Origin of the sequence: Corynebacterium mastitidis DSM 44356, assembly GCF_000375365.1 — a bacterium.
GTDB lineage: Bacteria > Actinomycetota > Actinomycetes > Mycobacteriales > Mycobacteriaceae > Corynebacterium > Corynebacterium mastitidis.
Map to the genome: position 1 here is coordinate 1 of NZ_AQXB01000001.1, position 20,291 is coordinate 20,291.

At 71.0% G+C, this 20,291-nt stretch carries 22 protein-coding genes and 1 tRNA gene; 11 read left to right on the forward strand and 12 right to left on the reverse strand.

Annotation, left to right across the window (positions count from 1 at the left end; translation table 11 throughout):
• Positions 1 to 20: 20 nt before the first annotated feature.
• The 4 genes from B140_RS0100005 (at position 21) to msrB (ending at position 2,680) form a co-directional block, all read left to right on the forward strand.
• Positions 21 to 96 (forward strand) — tRNA-Gly (locus B140_RS0100005).
• Positions 97 to 139: 43 nt separating this feature from the next.
• Positions 140 to 886, forward strand: a complete 747-nt coding sequence (locus B140_RS11420; RefSeq protein WP_051069197.1) for a pyrimidine reductase family protein — start codon at positions 140 to 142, stop codon at positions 884 to 886.
• Positions 883 to 2,298, forward strand: coding sequence for a glycosyltransferase family 87 protein (locus B140_RS11425; RefSeq protein ID WP_211208134.1), 1,416 nt, complete (start codon positions 883 to 885; stop codon positions 2,296 to 2,298). The genes B140_RS11420 and B140_RS11425 overlap by 4 nt, the downstream gene beginning before the upstream one ends.
• Positions 2,270 to 2,680: a peptide-methionine (R)-S-oxide reductase MsrB gene (gene msrB, locus B140_RS0100020; protein ID WP_018117294.1), complete on the forward strand. Its 411-nt coding sequence runs from the start codon at positions 2,270 to 2,272 to the stop codon at positions 2,678 to 2,680. Before B140_RS11425 ends, msrB begins: the two co-directional genes overlap by 29 nt.
• A 63-nt stretch (positions 2,681 to 2,743) precedes the next feature.
• Here msrB and hemQ read toward each other — a convergent pair whose 3' ends face one another.
• On the reverse strand, positions 2,744 to 3,445 hold the full coding sequence (hemQ, locus tag B140_RS0100025; RefSeq protein WP_018117295.1) for a hydrogen peroxide-dependent heme synthase: 702 nt from the start codon (positions 3,443 to 3,445) through the stop codon (positions 2,744 to 2,746).
• 152 nt (positions 3,446 to 3,597) lie between these two features.
• On the opposite strand from hemQ, the gene B140_RS0100030 reads away from it, so the two are divergent.
• Complete coding sequence (locus B140_RS0100030; protein WP_026165791.1) at positions 3,598 to 4,215, forward strand: DUF3000 domain-containing protein; 618 nt, start codon at positions 3,598 to 3,600, stop codon at positions 4,213 to 4,215.
• Positions 4,216 to 4,477: 262 nt separating this feature from the next.
• Positions 4,478 to 5,404 carry an HRDC domain-containing protein gene (locus B140_RS11430; RefSeq protein ID WP_244874358.1) on the forward strand — a complete coding sequence of 309 codons (927 nt, stop codon included), beginning with the start codon at positions 4,478 to 4,480 and terminating at the stop codon, positions 5,402 to 5,404.
• Positions 5,405 to 5,414: 10 nt separating this feature from the next.
• On the opposite strand, the gene dxs is transcribed toward B140_RS11430, so the two are convergent.
• The 5 genes from dxs to dut form a co-directional block, all read right to left on the reverse strand.
• Positions 5,415 to 7,319, reverse strand: a complete 1,905-nt coding sequence (gene dxs, locus B140_RS0100040) for a 1-deoxy-D-xylulose-5-phosphate synthase (protein WP_026165792.1) — start codon at positions 7,317 to 7,319, stop codon at positions 5,415 to 5,417.
• A 47-nt stretch (positions 7,320 to 7,366) separates the two neighbouring features.
• The gene (locus B140_RS0100045) at positions 7,367 to 8,641 is read right to left on the reverse strand and encodes a class I SAM-dependent RNA methyltransferase (protein WP_018117298.1); all 1,275 of its coding nucleotides are present in this window, start codon (positions 8,639 to 8,641) and stop codon (positions 7,367 to 7,369) included.
• Positions 8,634 to 9,236, reverse strand: a complete 603-nt coding sequence (locus B140_RS13595; protein ID WP_101173270.1) for a DUF3159 domain-containing protein — start codon at positions 9,234 to 9,236, stop codon at positions 8,634 to 8,636. Before B140_RS13595 ends, B140_RS0100045 begins: the two co-directional genes overlap by 8 nt.
• Positions 9,237 to 9,287: 51 nt before the next feature.
• Positions 9,288 to 10,076: a DUF3710 domain-containing protein gene (locus B140_RS13600; protein WP_018117300.1), complete on the reverse strand. Its 789-nt coding sequence runs from the start codon at positions 10,074 to 10,076 to the stop codon at positions 9,288 to 9,290.
• Between the two features lie 171 nt (positions 10,077 to 10,247).
• The gene (gene dut / locus B140_RS0100060; protein WP_018117301.1) at positions 10,248 to 10,694 is read right to left on the reverse strand and encodes a dUTP diphosphatase; all 447 of its coding nucleotides are present in this window, start codon (positions 10,692 to 10,694) and stop codon (positions 10,248 to 10,250) included.
• Positions 10,695 to 10,788: 94 nt separating this feature from the next.
• Here dut and B140_RS0100065 point away from each other — a divergent pair, with 94 nt between their 5' ends.
• From B140_RS0100065 to B140_RS11445, 3 genes are read left to right on the forward strand one after another with little or no spacing between them, the layout of a single operon-like run.
• On the forward strand, positions 10,789 to 11,286 hold the full coding sequence (locus B140_RS0100065; protein WP_040425672.1) for a DUF3093 domain-containing protein: 498 nt from the start codon (positions 10,789 to 10,791) through the stop codon (positions 11,284 to 11,286).
• Positions 11,267 to 11,968 carry a class I SAM-dependent methyltransferase gene (locus B140_RS0100070; RefSeq protein ID WP_018117303.1) on the forward strand — a complete coding sequence of 234 codons (702 nt, stop codon included), beginning with the start codon at positions 11,267 to 11,269 and terminating at the stop codon, positions 11,966 to 11,968. Before B140_RS0100065 ends, B140_RS0100070 begins: the two co-directional genes overlap by 20 nt.
• Positions 11,969 to 12,016: 48 nt before the next feature.
• Positions 12,017 to 12,379, forward strand: coding sequence for an SdpI family protein (locus B140_RS11445; protein WP_018117304.1), 363 nt, complete (start codon positions 12,017 to 12,019; stop codon positions 12,377 to 12,379).
• A gap of 48 nt (positions 12,380 to 12,427) precedes the next feature.
• On the opposite strand, the gene B140_RS0100085 is transcribed toward B140_RS11445, so the two are convergent.
• Together B140_RS0100085 and B140_RS0100090 are read right to left on the reverse strand one after the other, a co-directional pair.
• Positions 12,428 to 12,721, reverse strand: a complete 294-nt coding sequence (locus B140_RS0100085) for a DUF4193 domain-containing protein (RefSeq protein ID WP_018117305.1) — start codon at positions 12,719 to 12,721, stop codon at positions 12,428 to 12,430.
• Between the two features lie 148 nt (positions 12,722 to 12,869).
• Complete coding sequence (locus B140_RS0100090; protein WP_425304654.1) at positions 12,870 to 13,718, reverse strand: inositol monophosphatase family protein; 849 nt, start codon at positions 13,716 to 13,718, stop codon at positions 12,870 to 12,872.
• A gap of 37 nt (positions 13,719 to 13,755) precedes the next feature.
• On the opposite strand from B140_RS0100090, the gene ppgK reads away from it, so the two are divergent.
• A complete protein-coding gene (gene ppgK, locus B140_RS0100095; protein WP_018117307.1) occupies positions 13,756 to 14,508 on the forward strand; it encodes a polyphosphate--glucose phosphotransferase in 753 nt (250 codons plus the stop codon).
• 167 nt (positions 14,509 to 14,675) lie between these two features.
• Positions 14,676 to 16,277: an RNA polymerase sigma factor gene (locus B140_RS0100100; RefSeq protein WP_026165795.1), complete on the forward strand. Its 1,602-nt coding sequence runs from the start codon at positions 14,676 to 14,678 to the stop codon at positions 16,275 to 16,277.
• A 91-nt stretch (positions 16,278 to 16,368) separates the two neighbouring features.
• On the opposite strand, the gene B140_RS12810 is transcribed toward B140_RS0100100, so the two are convergent.
• The 4 genes from B140_RS12810 to B140_RS0100120 all read right to left on the reverse strand — a co-directional run bounded on the left by B140_RS12810 (position 16,369) and on the right by B140_RS0100120 (position 20,268).
• Complete coding sequence (locus tag B140_RS12810; RefSeq protein WP_018117309.1) at positions 16,369 to 16,890, reverse strand: DUF4190 domain-containing protein; 522 nt, start codon at positions 16,888 to 16,890, stop codon at positions 16,369 to 16,371.
• 45 nt (positions 16,891 to 16,935) lie between these two features.
• On the reverse strand, positions 16,936 to 18,168 hold the full coding sequence (locus B140_RS11455) for a DUF418 domain-containing protein (protein ID WP_244874359.1): 1,233 nt from the start codon (positions 18,166 to 18,168) through the stop codon (positions 16,936 to 16,938).
• Between the two features lie 142 nt (positions 18,169 to 18,310).
• A complete protein-coding gene (locus tag B140_RS0100115) occupies positions 18,311 to 20,032 on the reverse strand; it encodes a DEAD/DEAH box helicase (RefSeq protein ID WP_018117311.1) in 1,722 nt (573 codons plus the stop codon).
• Entirely contained in the window at positions 20,029 to 20,268 is a 240-nt protein-coding gene (locus B140_RS0100120; RefSeq protein ID WP_026165796.1) for a DUF3039 domain-containing protein, read from the reverse strand. The genes B140_RS0100115 and B140_RS0100120 overlap by 4 nt, the downstream gene beginning before the upstream one ends.
• Positions 20,269 to 20,291 lie beyond the last annotated feature (23 nt).

The window sequence follows — 20,291 nt, forward strand, 5'->3', positions numbered from 1 at the left end:
ACAGAGGAGAAATCCTCGATGCGGATGTAGCGCAGTTGGTAGCGCATCACCTTGCCAAGGTGAGGGTCGCGAGTTCGAGTCTCGTCATCCGCTCCATTTTCTTTTTTCGGGGGCACTGCGGGGTATTAGTGTGCAGGGCATGGATCTTGATACCCTCCTCGGCCCCACCCTCCCCCTCGGCGACGCCGAGCTGCGCGCCATCGCCATCAGCGGCGCGGTGGGGACCGCCTCCCTCGGCGGCACCTCCGGTGCCCTGGGCAACGCGCTCGACGCCAGCCTCCTCCAGCGCCTGCGGCAGTGGTCCGACGCGGTGCTGTGCGCGGCGGGCACCGTCCGCGCCGAGGGCTACTCCGGGGTTCGCCTGAGCGAGCGGGCGCAGGCCGAGCGGCTGCGCGAGTCGCGGCCCCCGCTGCCGCCCATCGCCACGCTGAGCGCCTCGCTCGACCTCGACCCGCGCGGCGCGTTCTTCACCGAGGCCTCGGTGCCCCCTCTGATCTTCACCGCGCGCGAGCACTCCGGTTCGGCGCGGGCGCGCGGGCTCGTCCGCGCCGGGGCCGAGCTGTTCTACCTCGACGACCTCACGGCCCGAGGCGTCGTGCACCGGCTGCGCGCGCTGGGGTACCCCCGGATCTCCTGCGAGGGCGGCCCCCACCTCTACGGCGACCTCCTGGCCTCCCGCGCCATCGACGTGTTTCACCTCACCCTGGCCCCGTTCTTCGGCCCCCGGGTGGAGCGCCCGCTCGTCGAGGGCCCTCCGGGCGAGGCCGCCCGCTGGACGCTGGAGCACGCCTACCCGCACCCGGACTCCACGCTCTTCCTGCGCTACCGCCGCGCCGCCCCGGGAAAAGGGGTAAAGGGGCCCGGGCCGGGTACCATGATTGGGTGATTCCTTCGTTGCGCGATCGCCTGGCCACCACCTGGGTCTCCCCCGCCGCCCTCGGCACGCATCGCGCACACCCGCTTGGCCCCGCGGACCGGGTGCTAGGCCGCGTCCTGTGGCCCCTGGCCCTGCTCTCCATGCTGCACCTCGTGGCCTTCCCCGCCGCCACCGGGGCCGTCACCGATGACTTCGGCACGGTGTACAGGGCCGTGGGGCGCTTTCTGCGCGGCGAGGTGGTGTACAACGAGGCCTACTCGCAGGTGGACCCGCACTACCTCTACAACCCCGGGGCCACCCTGCTGCTCGCCCCGCTGGGAATGCCCAGCGACCTCGCCTCCGCGCGCATGGCGTTCATCGTGGTCAACGCGCTTGCCATCGTCGCGGGGCTGGCGCTGCTCACCCGCCTCAGCGGGCATCGCCTCCGCGGCTGGCTCCTGCCCGCCTCCGTCCTGGCGGCCTCCGCCACGGAGGCCGTGCGCAGCACCCTCATCTTTTCCAACATCAACGGGCTGCTCTTCCTCGCCCTGGCGGGCTTCCTCACGCTGCTGCTGGGCGGGCGGCCGGGGTGGGCGGGCGTGGTGCTCGGCCTGGCCATCGTGGTCAAGCCGTTCTTCGCGCCCCTGCTCCTGCTGCCGCTGGCCACGGCCCGGTGGCGCGCCGTGGCCTCGGCGGTGGCCCTGCCCCTGGCGCTCAACGCCACCGCCTGGCCGCTGATGAACCAGCCGGGGCGGTATTTCACGGTGGTGGCTCCCTACCTGGGCGAGGTACGCGATTACTCCAACCCCTCACTAGCCGGGCAGGCGGTGTACTTTGGCATGCCCGGCCTCCTCCACGGGGCCCTGGCCTGCTACTTCTACGGCTGCGTTCTCGTCGGCGTGGTGGCGCTGCTGCGCTGGCGCTACAGCGACGCCTACCTGTGGGCCATCACCACCTCCTCGGTGCTGCTCGCCGGGGTGTTCCTGCTCTCCTCGCTGGGGCAAAAGTATTACTCCCTGCTGCTGTTTCCCCTCTTCTTCACCGCCACGCAGGAGCGCGGGGTGGCGCGCCAGCCGCTGGTATGGGTCGCCGCGTACCTCTGCTTCACCCCGCTGGGCTTCCCCTCCCCCTCCTGGCACACGGAATACGTGCTCTCCACGCTCACGGCCACCCTGGGGTGGGCGCTGCTGCTCTGCGTAGTCGCGGGCAGCGCGATCGGCTGGTGGCGCGACGAGCCGCGCGCCCCGAGTCCCCGCCGCCCCGCCCCGGACGGCACGAGCCAGTCCCCGCGCACCCGGCACACCCGCCGGAGCGCGCGCCGGGGCCTCAACCCCCACCGGGGCAATAATCGGCGCGCCGCGCGTGTTATGAAGAACAGGACGATCCCCCAGACCCCGATCAAGGAGCACAACCGTGACGGATTTCAAGCTCATCAGCGATGACCAGTGGCGCGAGCGCCTCAGCTCGGAGGAATACCGGGTGCTGCGGCAGGCGGGAACGGAGGCCCCCCACGTGGGCGAGTACACCGACACCACCACCGAGGGGGTGTACTCCTGCAAGGGCTGCGGGGAGGAGCTGTTCCGCTCCACGGAGAAGTTCGACTCCCACTGCGGGTGGCCCTCCTTCTTCTCCCCTAAGGACTCCGACCGCGTGATCGAGCGCGAGGATCACTCGCTCGGCATGACGCGCACCGAGGTGCTGTGCGCCTCCTGCGGCTCCCACCTCGGCCACGTGTTCTCCGGCGAGGGCTACGCCACCCCCACGGACCTGCGCTACTGCATCAACTCCATCTGCCTCACGCTGGAGGAAAAGCCCGTAGAGTAGCGGGGCCTTAGCGCCCCCGCCGGGCCGATCAAGGCCCGGGCGGGGCGAGGCGACGAGGCGCGGCTAGGCGAGGCCCTCGAGCAGCTCGGCGGCGGTGTCCACGCGCAGCCCGCTGTAGAAGGGCACCTCCTCGCGCACGTGCAGGCGGGCCTCCGTGTAGCGCATCTTGTGCATGAGGTCCACGATGCGGTCCATGCTGCCCGCCTCGAAGGCCAGCATCCACTCGTAGTCGCCCAGCGCAAAGGCCGCGGTGGTGTTGGCGCGGACGTCCTTGAAGCTGGCGGCGGCGCGGCCGTGCTCCGCGAGGATGCGGCGCCGGTCGGCGGGGTCGAGCACGTACCAGTCGTAGGAGCGGACGAAGGGATAGACCGTCATCCAGCGCTCCGCCGCCTCGCCCATGATGAAGGAGGGCAGGTGCGCCTTGTTGAACTCAGACGGCCGGTGCAGCCCGTTGCCGCACCACACCAGTTCGGAGACCTGACCCAGGGTGGTCTCCCGGCGGAAGGCGTTCAGGGCCGCCTGGAGGTCGCTGAACTCCTCGGCGTGCCACCAGATGATGAAGTCCGCCTCCGCCTTGAACCCGGAGGCCAGGTAGACGCCGCGCACGGTCACCTTCCCGGCGTCGGCAAGCCGATCGAGGAGGCCCTGCACCTGCGCGGCCGCCTCCCCGCGCTCCCCGCCCAGCGCGCCGGGGGCGGTGCGGAAGACCGCCCACTGCGTGTAGCGCTGTACTTTGTTCAGTTCCTCCAGGTCAAGCTCTGCCATGATCCCGTGGCCTTTCCTTCCTTGTTGAGCCCACGATGTGCCTCGCGGGCGCGTACTCCCCCATCATAAGTTGTAGGCGCGCCGCATGGTTAACCCCCGTTCCTCGGCGCGCCTTCACAGGAAGGCACTGCGTAGTGTCTACCTTGGTGTGCGTGATCAATTCCGATTCCTCCCCGCAGCCGCAGCAGGACGCAGAGGCCTGGCCCGCTGATTTTTCCGCCGCGGTGGAATCCATGCACGCCGCCCGGCTACGCCCGGAGCTGTCCTTGGGTACCATCCGCCCACCTCAGCGCCTGGCACCGTACAGCCACGCCATCGGCCTGGAGGTTGATCCCGGCGAGGCGGACGTGGTCCCCCGCGACTCCGAGGGCGACGCCTTCGGTCGGCTCATCCTCCTGCACGACCCGAAGGCGGAGGACACCTGGGAGGGCTCCATGCGCCTGGTCGCCTACATCCAGGCGGACATGGACGACGAGGTGGCGGCCGATCCCCTGCTCCCCGAGGTGGCCTGGCAGTGGCTCACCGAGGGGCTCGAGGGGCAGAAGGCCGAGCTGAGCAACCTCGGCGGCACCGTGACCTCCACCTCCTCCGTGCGCTACGGGGACATCGGCGGCCCACCGCGCGCCTACCAGCTCGAGCTGCGCGCCTCGTGGACCGCCAGCTCCCTGAACCTGGCGCCCCACGTCCAGGCCTTCGCCCGGGTGCTGGCCAACGTCGCAGGTCTCCCCCCGGAGGGGGTCACCCCGCTCGCGCGCACGCGCACCCCATGACCGCCGCCGCGCTGCTCGCCCCGCGCGAGGGCACGCCCGATCTCGCGTCCTCGCCCCAAGACTTCGCCCGCGCGGCCGAGGCCCTGTCCCGGGGACGGGGCCCCTTCGCTATCGACACCGAGCGCGCCTCCGCCTACCGCTACGACGATCGCGTGTTCCTGCTTCAGGTGCGCCGCGCGGGGGCGGGCACCTTCCTCTTCGCCCCGGAGGGCCACCGCGCGGAGCTGCGCCGGGCCCTGGAACCCGTGCTCGGCGGCGCGGAGTGGGTGCTGCACGCCGCGCCGCCGACCTGCCCAGCCTCCACGCCCTCGGGCTGCGCCCCGCCACCCTCTTCGACACGGAGCTGGCCGGACGCCTGGCGGGCTTCGAGCGCGTCAACCTGGCCGCGATGGTGGAGGAGCTGTGCGGCTACGCGCTGGCCAAGGGGCACGGCGCGGAGGATTGGTCGCGCACCCCGCTGCCCCAGGCCTGGCTCGACTACGCCGCCCTGGACGTGGAGCTCCTGCTCGACCTCGCGGAGGCCCTCGCGGAGATCCTCGACCGGCAGGGAAAGCTCTCCTGGCTGGAGCAGGACTGCGCCGCCATGCTGGCCGCTCCCGCCCCACAGCGCGGCTGGTCCTCCCTCAAGGGGCTCGGCCGCCTGCGCCAGCCGCGCCAGCGGGCCCAGGCGCGCGGCCTCTGGCGGGCCCGCGAGGCACTGGCGGCGCGCCTGGACGCCGCCCCCGGCACCCTGCTGCCGGACAGGGTGCTGCTGGCCCTGGCCGCCGATCCCCCGGCCACCCCGGGCCGCCTGTGGCAGGTTCCCGGCTACTCCCGGCGGCACGACGCCCACCGGCGCATCTGGATGACGGCGCTCGCGGAGGGCCGAGCCCTAGGCCCGGCGGACTATCCCCCGGACCCGGCACCCTCCCCGGTTCCGCCTCACGGGCGCTGGCCGCAGGTGGCCCCGGCCGCCGCCGAGGCCCTCGCGGCGGCCAAGGAGGCCTACCGCCTGCGCGGCCGGGAGCTGGGAACGCCCCCGGAAAACCTCCTGCGCCCCAGGACGCTGCGCGCGGTGACCTGGGCGGCGGTGGAGGAGGGCCGCCTGCACGACGCCGCCGACCTGCGCCGGGCGCTGCGGGAAGAGGGCGCGCGGCCCTGGCAGGCGGACCTGGCCTGCGCGGTGCTCGGGCCGCTGTGGTGGGCCTAGCCCGCCCGTTCTAGTCCGCCTCGGGATACAGGGCGGCAAGCCACCCCTCGATGCTCGCGGTCATGCCCGCCGCGTCCAGCCCCACCTCGCTCAGTAGCTCGCCCCGGGAGGAGTGCGTGGGAAAGACGTCGGGGAAGGCCAGGTGGCGCACCGGGGTATCCACCTCGGCGGCGGCCAGCACCTCGCTGAGCTGCGCGCCGATCCCCCCGCGGATCACCCCGTCCTCCACCGTGACCACCAGGTCGTGGTCGCCGGCCAGGCCCACGAGGGACCCCGGGATCGGGGACACCCAGCGGGGATCCACCACGGTGACGCCCGCTCCCTGATCGGCCAGGGCTTCGGCGGCGGCCAGCGCCTCGCCCGCCAGCGCCCCGATGCTCACCAGCAGCACGCTCACCCCGTCCTCGGCGGCGTCGGCGTAGCGCAGCACGTCCACGCCGTCGGCCAGCGTGCCCACGGCGGGAAGATCCTCGGGCAGCTCCCCCTTGGGAAAGCGCACCACCGTGGGGCCGTCCTCCACGTCGAGCGCCTCCCGGAACAGCTCCTCGAGCCGCCGCCCGTCGCGGGGCGCGGCCAGCGCCAGGCCCGGCACGATGGAGGCCAGCGCGAGGTCCCACACGCCGTTGTGGCTAGGGCCGTCGGAGCCGGTGACCCCGGAGCGGTCCAGCACCAGAGTCACGGGCTGGTGGAGCAGTCCCACGTCCATGAGGAGCTGATCGAAGGCGCGGTTGAGAAAGGTGGAGTACAGCGCCACCACGGGGTGCAGGCCGCCCAGGGCCAGGCCTGCCGCCGAGGTCAGCGCGTGCTGCTCCGCGATGCCCACGTCGAAGAAGCGCTCCGGGTACTTTTCCCCGAAGGCCGCCAGCCCCGTGGGCCCCGCCATCGCCGCGGTGATGGCTACCACGTCCTCGCGCTCCGCGCCCACCCGCAGCAGCTCGCGGGAGAACACCGAGGTCCAGCTCGGCCCCTTGGCCGCGCCCACGGCCCGGCCCGTGGCCGGATCGATCACCCCGGTGGAGTGCATGAGGTCCGCCGACTCCGTGGCGGCCGGGGCGTAGCCGCGCCCCTTCTCCGTGACCACGTGAACGATGATGGGCCCCTCGTGGTCCCGGGCGTACTCCAGGGCGGTGTCCAGGGCCTTGAGGTTGTGGCCGTTGACCGGGCCCACGTACTTCATGCCCAGCTCCGGGAACATCTCCATGGGCAGCACCGAGGACTTCACGCCCTCCTTGAAGGCGTGCAGGGCCTCGAAGGCGCGCTCACCCACCCACCCGAGGGACTTCAGGGTGCTCTTGCCCTGCTCCATCACCCGGTCGTAGGTGCGCATCATGCGCAGCTCCGCGAGGTTTTCCGCGAAGCCGCCGATGGTGGGGGAATAACTGCGCCCGTTATCGTTGACCACGATCACCACGTTGCGCGTCTTGTCCCCCGCGATGTTGTTCAGCGCCTCCCAGCACATGCCGCCGGTCATCGCGCCGTCGCCCACCACGGCCACCACGGCGCGGTCGTCCTGCCCGCGCAGGCGGAACGCCTTGGCCAGGCCGTCCGCGTAGGACAGCGCGGCGGAGGCGTGGGAGGACTCGGTCCAGTCGTGCTCGCTCTCCCCGCGATCGGTGTAGCCGGACAGGCCGCCCTTCTTGCGCAGGGTGTCAAAGCGATCGCGGCGACCGGTGAGGATCTTGTGCACGTAGGACTGGTGCGAGGTGTCGAAGATCAGGGGGTCCTTGGGGGAATCAAACACCCGGTGGAGGGCAACGGTGAGTTCCACCACCCCCAGATTGGGGCCGAGGTGCCCCCCGGTGGCGGAGACCTTGGCCACCAGGAAGTCCCGTATCTCCTGGCACAACCGCTCCAATTGCTCGGCATCCAGCGCCTTTAGGTCTGCGGGCGACGATACGGCATGGAGAATATCCATCAGTCTGCTCGGCTCCTTCCGCCTCACACCGGCGATTAGCGTTTGTTCTACTTTACCCCCGCAGCCCGCCCCGGCAGCAGCAGGGCCAGCACTTCGCAGTGGTGCGTGCCGGGGAAGGCGTTGATGAGTTCCATCGCGCCCACCCGGTATCCGCCGTCCACCCAGGCGCGCAGGTCGCGGGCGAAGGTCGCCGGATCGCACCCGATGTGCACCACGGCCTCCGGGGCGGCCTGGGCGATGCCCCGCACCACCTCCGCGCCCGCGCCCGTGCGCGGGGGATCGAGCACCACCGCCCGCGGGGCGGGCAGGGTGCCCAGGCAGCGCTCCACCCGGGATCCGCGCACCACCACGTCGTACGGGCTAAGGCAGTCCTGCGGTGAGGCGGTGGCCGCGTGGGAGGCGTCCACGGAGTACACCCGGGCACCCTCGCCCAGCGCCGCCGCGAGCGGGGGCACGAACAGCCCCACCCCGCCGTAGAGGTCCCAGCCGACCCCGCCCGCGCCCTCGCCGCCGAGGGCCTCCGCGAGCCATTGCTGAATCCGCTGGCTGTAGGCCTCCGGCGCGCGCCGGTGCGCCTGCCAGAAGGCCGTCACGGGGAAGGAGAAGGCGTGCCCGCAAACGGTGTGGGTGACCTCCCGGTCCCCCTCCACGATCTTTTCGATGCGCTCCGTGCGGCGCCCGCGCGAGGCGCGCCGCGTCTCCACCACGTGGCGGCGTCCGTCGTCTCCCATCACGGCCACCACCTCCGCGCCGGGGCGGAAACGGCGGGCATCCGGGCCCACGAGGCCGTCGGTCAGCCCCGCCACCGGCTGCGCGCACGCGGCCTCGGTGACCAGCTCGTGCGAGCCCGCGCGGCGCACCCCCGCGCGGCCCTGCTCGTCCACGCCCAGGCGGGTGCGCGTGCGCCAGTGCCGCTGCGGCTCCAGGGACCGCGCCTCGAGGTTGTCCACGGTCAGGCCCGCGATGCGGGAGAGCTGGTCGCGCAGCACGGCCTCCTTGAGGCGCAGCTCCGCCTGCGGGGTGAGCGCGGCGAAGTCGCAGCAGCCCGCCCCGTGCTCCGCCGCCGCGCAGCGGGAGGTCTCCCCGCGCAGCTCGGAGGGCTCCAGGACCCGGTGCGTGGCGGCGCGCGCGAAGCTCTTTTTCACCTTGAGCACGCGGGCCTCCACGGTGTCCCCGGGGAAGGCCCCGGAGACGAACACCACGCGGCCCTCCACGGTGCCGATGCCCTCCCCGCCGTGCGCCATGCGGTCGATGGTCACGCGAACGAGGTCGCCCGCCCCCAGGGCGGATTCGGGGTGGTTGCTCGCACCAGCGTCAGTCATCGGTCGGCTCCTTTGGCTCGGGTTCGGTCGCCGCCACGGCGGCGTCGGCGCGGCGCACCATGAAGATAGTCAGCACGGTGACCGCCCCGGTCAGCGGCAGGCCCATGAGCAGGCGCGCGGTGGCCAGGGCCGTGGTGGAAAAGTGCTCGTAGAGGGCGTCCTGCACCAGGAAGCGGGCCAGGAACACCACGGCCCAGCCCGCCGTGGCCACCGCGTAGGCGCGGCGGGCGGGTGCCACGGAGCGCCAGCGCATGCCCTCCCCGTTGAGCCCCTTCCAGATCAGGCCCACCAGGGGCCACCGCGCCACGATGGAGACCAGCGACGCCACGGCCAGCACCAGCGAGACCCAGATGCCGTAGAGGAAGTACCCCTTGGCGTCGCCCACCGCCCAGGCGATGACCGCGCAGATGCCCACGCCGAGGAGCCCGGAGAAGGCGGGCTGAAGGGATTCCTTGCGCAGCAGCCGCCACACGAACACGAGCAGCGCCGCGCCCAGCGCCGCCACCAGGGCGGGGGTGAGGCCCCACGCCGCGTTGACCGGCACCAGCACCAGCACCGGGAGGGTCGAGGAGACCAGGCCCGTGACCCCGCCCATCTGATCGAGCAGGGTGGGCTCTGCGTTGTTCCGCTCTTCCACGAAGAGGCCTTACGCCTTCTGCTGCTTCTGCTGCTCGGCCCGCTGCTGCATGGCCTGATTCACCTGGTCCACGAGCTGCTTGGGCAGGGCCACCGGCAGGGAGTTACCGGCCAGGATGGGCTGCTCGCCGCGGTACACGAAGGTCCGGGCGGCCAGCTCGCGGCCGAGGGTGGCGAGGTCCTCCTCCACCTCCAGCGGACCGGCGAGGGTAAAGCGCAGCATCCAGCGCGGGCCGTCCACGCCGATGAGGCGGATCACGCCCGCCGAGCCCCGGGTGACCACCTCGCGGCCCCAGGGGCCGTCCTCCACCTCGGGATCGAGGCCGTCGCCGCGCATCTGATCCACGATCTCCGTGACGGCCTGCCGCCACTGGCTCCCGGAGCGCGGGGCGGCGAAGGCCACCGGGGTGATCCGGCCGTAGCGGGTGACCACGTGGAGCATGCGGGGCCCCTGCTCGCCCATCTCCACCTGCACCTGAGACTCGCTGGGCAGGGGCAGCTTCAGGGAGCCGAGGTTAAGGATTCCGCCGGCGAAGTCGGAGAAGTCGAAGTCCTCGATGTTCACGGAGTCCCCGTCGAAGGGGCCCGTGTCCCCGTTGATGGCGTCGTGCCGGACCCCCACGGAGGAAAAGCCCTCGCCGCGAGTCTCCGCCGCGCCCTGCGCTCCGGTCGGCTCCGGGGTAGACGCCGGGACGTGCTCCACCTCGGGACCGTTCGAAGGGGCCGCGGTGGCGGGCGCGGGCTGCCCTGCCTGCTCTTTTTCTTCCTTATCCTTCTTGCCAAACGGCCACAGCGCCATGCGTGGGTCACGTCCTTTCCTGTGCGGTGATGTGTTGCGAGGGGTCAACGATTTTCTTCAACGCCCCAGGATACCGATAAGAATGTCCCGGGCCGTCACCGGGAGCCACGGGGGTATCTTCAGCGGGTGCGCCCCGGCGATCCCGCGGGCCGCCGCTCACGCCCCGCTGCCCTACTCCAGGCCGGTAGAGCCGTAGCCGCCGTCCCCCCGGTCGGTGTCATCGAGGCTGTCTACCTCGCAAAACTCCGGCAGCTCCACCCGCTGCACCACGAGCTGCGCGATCCTCATGCCGCGCTCGATGCGGATCGCCTCGCGCGGATCGAGGTTAATAAGGCACACCTTGATCTCCCCGCGATACGCGGCGTCCACCGTGCCCGGGGTGTTCACGATGCTCAGGCCCTGACGGGCGGCGAGCCCCGAGCGGGGATGAATCAGGCCCACGGTGCCAGCCGGCAGCGCGATGGCGATCCCGGTGCCCACCGTGACCCGCTCCCCGGGAGCGATCTCCACGGACTCCGCGGCGTAGAGGTCCGCCCCGGCGTCGGTGGGAAAGGCGCGGCGCGGCAAGGGAAGCCCCGGATCGAGGCGCTTGACTTTGATGGCGTCGATAGGATTCACACGCACCAGCCTACGACCCACCCCCGAGCGGCGGTGCCGAGGGTTACGCATCGCCGCACGGGTTCCACCGCGCGGTGACGTAGGATTGAAAGCCGTGACTGACTCCGCTTCTTCCGCGCGCACTGTTCTCTATCGGGAACGCCAATGGGTGCCCCTGTACTGGTGGCTCCTCGCGTTCGGCCTGGTGGCCCTGCTCACCGCCCAGTTGGCGCACAACCGCTCCACGGTGTGGCTCGTCGCCCCCGCGATCGTCCTGTCCCTCCTGGCCGCGTGGTTCCTGGTGTGGCTCTCCTCCACCGTGATCCAGGTGGAGCGCGATTCCCAGGGGGTGCGGTGGCTGCTCGCGGGCGGGGCGATCCTCCCCGAGCACGCGGTGCAGCGCAGCCTGGCGGTGCCCGCCACCGCCAAGCGCAACGCCATGGGGCACCAGCTCGACCCGGCGGCCTTCGTGGTCTCCCACGGGTGGGTGCCCGAGATGGTCATGATCGTGCTGGACGACCCGGAGGACCCCACCCCCTACTGGCTGGTGGGCTCGAAGAACCCCGAGGCGCTGCTGGACGCCTTCCTGCCGGATGACCGCACCGCGCGCTAACCGCACCGGTGGTTCCAACGACGCCGCCGCTGCCGACAAAAGCCCCGGCGGCGATAGCAACGCCGACGCCGCCGTGTCCGCGTACTCCCGCCGCGCGGGCGAGTACGCCGCCGCCCTGGGGCACCACGGGGCCACCGCCGCGCCGGATCGCGCCTTCCTGCGCCGCTGGTGCTCCACCGTGGATGGCCCCCTCATAGACCTGGGCTGCGGGCCCGGGCACTGGACGGCTCTTCTCCACGATCTCCGCTCACGCGCCACGGGCGGGCACAACAAGGCCTCGGAGGTCTTCGGCCTGGGCCCCGTGCCGGAGTTCGTCGCGCACGCCCGCGCCGCCTACCCGGGGATACGCTACGAGGTCGGAGACGACGCCCACCTGCCGCGCGGCTGCGGCGGCGTCCTGGCCTGGTATAGCCTCATCCACCTCCCGCCGCCCCGCCTGGGGCTCGCCCTCGCGCGCATCGCGCGGGCGCTCCGGCCCGGCGGCTCCGTAGCGATGGGGTTCTTCGAGGCCCCGAGCCTCTCCCCCTTCGATCACACCATCGCCGTGGCCTGGCGCTGGCCGCTCGGGGCGATGAGCGAGGCCCTCGCGGCGGCGGGGCTGCGGGTAGAATACGCGGAGACCCGCCGGGATACCGGGAGCCGACCCCACGCCGCGCTCGTGGCGCGCAGGCCCCCGGGCTAGACCGGGCCACGGGGGCCCGGCGGGAAACCCCGCAGAAGGGAGGAAACCATGCACGCCTTTACCCAGCTCTCCACGCTGATCGGCGTGGTCGCGATGTGCGTGGTCATCCGGCTAATGTGCGGGGCGATCCGCAGGGGCTCGCTGCCCCGTCAGAGCCTAGTCGGCCTGCGCACCAACGAGACCATGCGCTCCGATCGCGCGTGGGACGCCGGGCACCGCGCGGCGCTGCCCGCGCTCATGGCCTGCGTCTACCTGGGCTACGCGGCGGTGGCGCTCGCGGTCGCCGCGTATCTGCTCTTCCCCGAGTCCCCGGCTCCCCTCATCCTCTCCCTCGGCGGGCTGCTCGCCCAGGGCGGAGCGGTGGTCTACGCCAAGGGACCGGCCGATCGGGCGGCCCGCAGCGTTACGTAGCCCCCCGACCGGGCCCACGGCCCGGCCCCTCCCCCGTGAAAGCCCCCGCTAGGCGCAGTCCTGGCAGATCACGGAGCCGTCGTCCTCCACGTGGGAGATGCGGTTCTTGCGCTGCACCAGGAAGCAACTGGAGCAGGTGAACTCGTCGGACTGCCGAGGCACCACCGTCACGTTGAGTTCCTCGCCGCTGAGGTCCATGGTGGGCGGCTCGAAGGAGTCCACGATCTCCCCGTCCTCGTTCATGGAGGAGTTCTCCGCCTCCGCGGCCTTGATCCCCTCGAGAGAATCGGTCTCGAGGTCGTCCTCGGCCCTGCGTCGCGGGGCGTCATAATCGGTAGCCATGCGGTTCACCTCTGGCGTCGTCGTTGTGCCACGCCAACCCCGTGCGGTTGGCAATGTGTTCTTGGACGCGCATATTAAACCACTCGCGCAGCCCTGTCATATCACCTGTACAGGCCGGTTTTCCCGGGCTCGGGCGGCGCCCTGAGGACTAGGCATGAAGGGACGTTCCCGCCCCTGCCTTATCCAGCAGCCGCGCCAGCTCCTCCGCCACGCCCGGGGTGGCGGCCAGGGTGCGGCGGCCCTCCTCCCCCGGCACCGAGAGCGCCGGGGCCTCCACCACCGCCCCGGCCTCCCGGGCGATCACCATGCCCGCCGCGTAGTCCCAGCAGTGGATGCCGTGCTCGTAGTAGGCGTCCACCCGACCCTGCGCCACTGCGCATAAGTCTAGGGCGGCGGAGCCCTGGCGCCGGATGTCGCGCACCTCGGGCAGCAGGCGCCCCAGCACACCGGCCTGCCGCGCGCGCCGCTCGGCCCGGTAGGAAAAGCCGGTGGCCACCAGCGCCCGATCAAGGCTGCTTGCCCCGGAGACGCGCAGCGGCTCGCCCGCCCCGGGCTCCCCGACGGCACGCACCCAGGCCCCGCAGCCGCGCGCGGCGTAATACAGGGAGCCGTCGGCCACGTTGATCACCGCGCCCGCCACCACCTCGCCGTCGATGGCCGCCGCCAGGGACACCGCGTAGTGCGGCAGCCCGTAGAGGAAGTTCACGGTGCCGTCAATGGGGTCGATGATCCAGGAGACGCCCGTGGTGGAGCGCTCCTGGGAGCCCTCCTCCGCGATGATGCCGTCGCCGGGGCGTCGGCGGCGGATCTCCGCCACGAGCATCTCCTCCGCCATCGTGTCCACCACGGTCACGGGGTCCACCGGGGAGGACTTGGTCAGGGCGTAGGCGCGCACGTCGCCCAGCTCCGCCCTCTTGGCGGCGATCGCGCGCGCGGCCCGCTCCACCCATTCCTGGGCGAGGCGGCACAGCGTCATTGGTTCGTGGTGATCCGTCATGATCCCCATTGTGCCGATTTTTGTACACTCTGAGGCTATGAGCAGCATCGGATTTGGCATAGACGTGGGCGGCTCCGGCGTCAAGGGCGCCCGCGTGGACCTGGGAAGCGGCGAGTTCGCCTCCGAGCGGATCAAGATTCTCACCCCCCGGCCCGCCACGCTGGAGGCCGTGGCCGCCGTGGTGGCGCAGATCGTGGAGCAGGCCGAGTGGGAGGGCCCCGTGGGCGTCACCGTGCCCGGCGTGGTGCGCAATCACGTGGTGGAAAGCGCCGCGAACATCGACGCCTCCTGGGTGGGCACCGACGCCCGCGCCCTGTTCTCCTCGCACCTGGGCGGGCGCGAGGTCGCGGTGCTCAACGACGCCGACGCCGCCGGGCTCGCCGAGGTCACCTACGGTATCCCGGAGGCCTCCCGGGGGCCGGTTATCTTTCTCACCCTCGGCACCGGCATCGGCTCCGCCCTGCTGATCGACGGCCGCCTCTACCCCAACAGCGAGCTGGGCCACCTGGAGGTGGGGGGCAAGGAGGCCGAGCGCCGCGCCTCCTCCGCCGTCAAGGAGCGCAAGGACCTGAGCTATAAGCAGTGGGCCAAGCGCGTGGATAAGGTGCTGCACGCCTACGAGGAGCTGTTCTCCCCGGAGCTGTTCATCGTGGGCGGCGGCATCTCGCGCAAGTCGGACAAGTGGGTGCCGCTGCTGACCTGCCGCACGAGGGTGCTTCCGGCCCGCCTGCTCAACACGGCGGGTATTGTGGGAGCGGCTATGGCCGCGCGGCGGGGCTCCACCCGTTAGCGCATTACCTGCTACACTGGGCGATCGTCTATTGTGGCCCGATCCCTAGCGGCCACGCAAACCCGCCCAGCGGCAGCGCCCGGCTTCAGCCCGGGCCACTGCCCGTTGTCCAGCGGGTATCATCCTTGGATGTTTGAGGAAAGCATAAGCAAGTCGAAAGGGCGTACGTGGTAGCCACCACTACTTCAGGAAACTCCGGTGCGGGAGACAACGAGGCGGGTCAGCCCGTGGCCGCCGCTACCGCGAAAAAGACTGCGAAGAAGACCGCACGCAAGGCCGCTCGCAAGGCGGCCCCGCGCAAGGCCGCCACCCCCGCCGCGGATACCGCGGGCGCGGCCGCCCCGGCCCCCACCGAGCCGACGCAGGCCGCCCAGGAGGCCCCCGCAGCCGAGGAGGCGAAGGCCCCGGCCAAGAAGGCCGCCACCAAGACGGCAAAGAAAGCCGCGAAGAAGACGGCCCGCAAGGCCACCAAGAGCGCGAAGAAGACCGCGAAAAAGACCACGCGCACCGCGGCCAAGAAGAGCCCCTCCCGCTCCAAGGCAAAGAAGGAGAAGGAGAAAACCCCGGCCCCCGTGGAGGAGGACGAGGCCCTCACCGAGGAGGAGCTGACCCCCCAGGACGAGGACCAGGACTTTGACCCCGTCCTGGATGACGAGGACGAGGACTTCGTAGACGCCGACGTGGACGATGTGGACGACGTCAGCGAGGACGAGGACCCGGACGCCGCCACGGACTCCGAGGACGACGACGAGGAGGACGAGGGGGCCTCGGTCTGGGACGAGGACGAGTCCGCCGCCCTGCGCCAGGCCCGCAAGGACGCCGAGCTCACCGCCTCCGCCGACTCCGTGCGCGCCTACCTCAAGCAGATCGGCAAGGTCGCCCTGCTCAACGCGGAGCAGGAGGTCTCCCTGGCCAAGCGCATCGAGGCGGGGCTCTACGCCACCTACCGCATGGAGCAGATGGACGAGGCCTTCGCCGCCGGGGACAAGGACGCCAAGCTCACCCCCGCCGTCAAGCGAGACCTGCGCTCCATCGCCCGCGACGGTCGCAAGGCCAAGAACCACCTGCTGGAGGCCAACCTGCGCCTCGTGGTCTCCCTGGCCAAGCGCTACACCGGGCGCGGCATGGCCTTCCTGGACCTCATCCAGGAGGGCAACCTGGGCCTGATCCGCGCGGTGGAGAAGTTCGACTACACCAAGGGCTACAAGTTCTCCACCTACGCCACCTGGTGGATTCGCCAGGCCATCACCCGCGCCATGGCCGACCAGGCGCGCACCATCCGCATTCCGGTGCACATGGTGGAGGTCATCAACAAGCTGGGCCGCATCCAGCGCGAGCTGCTGCAAGACCTGGGCCGGGAGCCCACCCCGCAGGAGCTGGCCAAGGAGATGGACATCACCGAGGAAAAGGTGTTGGAGATCCAGCAGTACGCGCGCGAGCCCATCTCCCTGGATCAGACCATCGGCGACGAGGGCGATAGCCAGCTCGGGGACTTCATCGAGGACTCCGAGGCCGTGGTGGCCGTGGACGCCGTGTCCTTTACCCTGCTGCAGGACCAGCTCCAGGACGTGCTGCACACCCTCTCCGACCGCGAGGCCGGGGTGGTCAAGCTGCGCTTTGGCCTGACCGACGGCATGCCGCGCACTTTAGACGAGATCGGCCAGGTCTACGGGGTCACCCGGGAGCGCATCCGCCAGATCGAGTCCAAGACCATGTCCAAGCTGCGCCACCCCTCGCGTTCCCAGGTGCTGCGCGACTACCTGGATTAGTACCCGCGCGCACAGAGCCGCAAAGGGCGGGGCCGGTCGCCCCCGAGAGGGAACCGGCCCCGCCCTTTGCGGCTATCGTGTGGGGTGATCCCTAGGCGGCAAAGGCGGTCTCGAGGACCTCCTGCACGCACTGGTCCAGCTCGCTGGAACCCTCGGGGTGCTGGTTGGCGCAGTCCATCACGTCGTTGGCGATGGGCGCCATGAACGCCACGAGCGCGATGGTCATCGCCACGCTGAGTACGAAGGACACGGCGGAGAGCACCAGGCCCGCCACGGACATCCCCATCCGGCGCCCCTGGGTGGTGTTCTTCTTGGCGCTGCGCACGGCCATGATGCCCAGGACGATACCCACCAGCCCCACCAGGAGGGGAAGAACAATGGTGAGCAGCAGCACCGCCGAGGCGATACCCAGGCCCAGCGCCCAGGCGGCCAGCTTGTTCTTCTCCTCGGCGGCCACCGTCCAGCCCTCGTCGGTCTCCTCGGCGGCCTGGAGCGCGGCGTCGGCCTCGGGATCGGTGCTCATGGGCACCGAGAGCAGGGCGGGCTCGTTGTTGTCCGCGCCCTCGGAGGAATTAGTGGGTTTCTTACCGTAGGGGTTGTCCGGGGAGGTCATCGCTCTTTATCCCTTTCACGCGATCGGCTTTTTAACACCAAAACCTTAACATTTTCCGGACGCTTCTTCGCCCCTTTCTTGTCGCTGCGGAGCCCACTGCTCCCGCAGGCCCTCCTTCCCGTAGCTCAGCCGCCGGTGCGCGCGCTCCAGGGGGCCGGGGCGGCCCAGGCGCTCCAGCACCACGGCGGCCAGGAGGGTGAGCGCCCACACCCCGCAGGCGATGAGGGACTTCCCGGCCGCGCCCATCCCCTCGGCCAGGTTGAGGGTAAAGGGCAGGATCACCACGAAGAAGATCAGGGACTGCCCCACGTAGCCGGACATGGAGCGCTTGCCCAGGGCCACCAGGGCGCCCACCACGGGGTTCAGGGATCCCTCGGCCTCCAGGCGGCGCTGCGCGGGCTGCGCCGCCAGCGCGATGAGGGCCACCAGGCCGGGGCCGGTGACGTACCCGGCGGCCTGGTTCAGGGCGTACAGCGGCGTGGCCCAGGACCCCGGCAGCACGCCGATCGTCGCCAGGCCCCAGGGCAGGCCCACGAGCAGGATGAAGGCCACGGCCACCCCGGCCCAAACGCGCAGCCCCCGGCGGTGCGCGGGGACGTCGTGCAGCACGAGCATCCGGGCCATGAGCAGGCCCACCAGCATCGGGGGCAGCAACTGCAGCAGCAGGAGGGGCGAGCCGATCAGGTAGGTGAGAATAGCCATCCCGCCCATGCCCAGGTAGTCCAGGTAGCTGTCGAAGATATAAACGGACATGCCCCGGCCGATGAGGCTCAACGGGAAGGACAGCAGCGCCCCCGCGCCCCAGAGCACCCCGGCGATCCACATGAGCTTCTTATTGTCGAGCCCGATGAGGAGGGTGAGCACGAGGCCGCACAGGCCGTAGGAGAGCATGATGTCCCCGTAGAAGAGGAAGAGCGCGTGGATCACGCCAAAGCCCGCGAGCCACCCATAGCGGCGCGCCAGCACCTTTTGCGCCTCGGCGCGCGGGTAGCCGCGCCGCAGCAGGCTCAGCGAGATCATGCCCACGCCAAAGCCCAGCAGGGTGCTAAACATCGGCAGCCCGCGCACGTGCACGAACATGGTTCCCAGCACCACCGCGACCTTGTCCGCCACGGAGCCGTCCCGTATCCCGCCGAGGCTCTCGGCGGACATGCCCTCGACCCCGGGCGCCCAGGCGGTGCCCACGTTGGCCAGGGCGATGGAAAGAAGCATGAGGCCCCGGGCGAGGTCCGGGGCGAGGAATCTGGTGCGCACGGCGCGCAGCGGTTGGCGTTCCACGGGCGTGGTCATACATCCCTTTCGCGGTAATATTCAAAGCGGCGATATTTAAATACGTAAAAGGTTGTGCTCCTTAAACGTCAATATAACCGCACCCAGGCCGCGTTCGCACAAGCTCGCATGAGCTCGCACGGGATACCCGCTACCACTTGCGCAGATAGGCGATCCGATCGCGCAACTGCTCCGCCGAGCACATCGCCGTGGGCGGCCCCCCGCAGACCCGGCGCGCCTCGTTGTGGATGGAGCCGTGGGGCCTGCCGGTGCGGGCCGCCGTGATGGACACGATGGCGTTGAGCTCCTTGCGCAGGGTGGGCAGCTCCTCGCTGCTCACCCGGTGGCGCGCGGCCTGGGCGCCCGCCGAGGCCTGCGCCTTCTCCTGGCGCTCCTTCTCCCGCTCGGCCTCGGCGCTGCGGGCGTCCAACTGGTCCTTCTCGCGCTTGCGCAGCAACGCCCGCATCTGCTCGGCGTCGAGCAGCCCCGGCAGCCCCAGGTAATCCGCCTCCTCCTCGGATCCGGCCAGGGTGCCGGTGCCGTAGGTGGAGCCGTCGTAGATCAGGGAGTCGAGTTCCGCCTCCGCGCCCAGGGATTGGTAGCTGCGGTCTACGTCCGGCTCGTTCTTTTCCTTGTTGGCGTCCGCGAGGAGGTCGTCGTCCAGCCCGTCGGAGGGCCGATCCGGCTTGCCCAGCACGTGGTCGCGGGACTTTTCCAGCTTGGCGGCCAGGTCCAGCAGCACGGGCACGGAGGGCAGGAACACCGAGGCGGTCTCCCCGGGGATGCGCGAGCGCACGAAGCGCCCGATGGCCTGGGCGAAGAACAGCGGCGTGGAGGCGGAGGTGGCGTACACCCCCACCGCCAGCCGGGGCACGTCCACGCCCTCGGAGACCATGCGCACGGCCACCATCCATTCGTCGGTGGAGGCGGAGAACTCCGCGATGCGCTCGGAGGCCCCGGCCTCGTCGGAGAGCACCACCGTCACGGGGCTGGAGGAGATGCGCTCCAGGATCTTGGCGTAGGCGCGGGCGGTCTTGGTGTCGGAGGCGATGACCAGCCCCCCGGCGTCCGGCATGTTCTGGCGCAACTGCTTGAGGCGGGTGTGCGCGGCGGATAACACTGCGGGTATCCACTCCCCCTTGGGGTCGAGCGCGGTGCGCCAGGCCCGCGCGGTCTGCTCGGCGTTGAGCGGCTCGCCCAGGCGTGCGGCGTACTCCTCGCCCGCGCTGTCGCGCCACCGGGCCTCCCCGGAGTAGGCCAGGAACACCACGGGGCGCACCACGCCGTCGGCCAGCGCGTCCGAGTAGCCGTAGGTGTGGTCCGCCTGGCTGACCAGGTGCCCCTCCCCGTCCTCGGCGTAGCGCACGAAGGGGATGGCGGAGTCGTCCGAGCGGAAGGGCGTTCCGGTCAGGGCCAGGCGGTGCGTGGCGTCCGCGTAGGCCTCGCGGATGCCGTCGCCCCAGCTCTTGGCGTCACCGCCGTGGTGGATCTCGTCGAGGATCACCAGGGTGCGCCGCGCCGTGGACACGGAGTAGTGCTTGAAGGGGTGCAGGGCCACCTGGGCGTAGGTGACCACGATGCCGTCGTAGGCGGGGTTGACGGCGTCGGAGTTGCGGAAGTGGGGGTCCAGGGAGATCCCCACGCGCGCCGCGGACAGCGACCACTGCACCTTGAGGTGCTCGGTGGGCACCACCACGATCACGCGGTCCACCGTGCGGTTGTCCAGCAGCTCCGTGGCCACGCGGAGGGCAAAGGTGGTCTTGCCCGCCCCGGGGGTGGCCACCGCCAGGAAATCCTTGGGCTTGCGCACCAGGTAGGTGGTCAGCGCCTTGCGCTGCCACTCGCGGAGCTGCCCCTTGACGCGTCCCGTCACTTTTTACGCAGGCCCTTGTACACCCGCTCGCAGTCGGGGCACACCGGAGAGCCGGGCTTGGCCTGCTTGGTCACCGGAAAGGTCTCCCCGCACAGCGCCACCACCATGGAGCCGTTCACGGCGGACTCCACGATCTGGTTCTTCTTCACGTAGTGGAAGAACTTGGGGGTGTCGTTGTCGGTGGTCGTTTCTTCCCTGATCTCTGGGCGATCAATCGTCGTCGTGCTCGTACTCACCTGACCCATCATGCCCCACACCC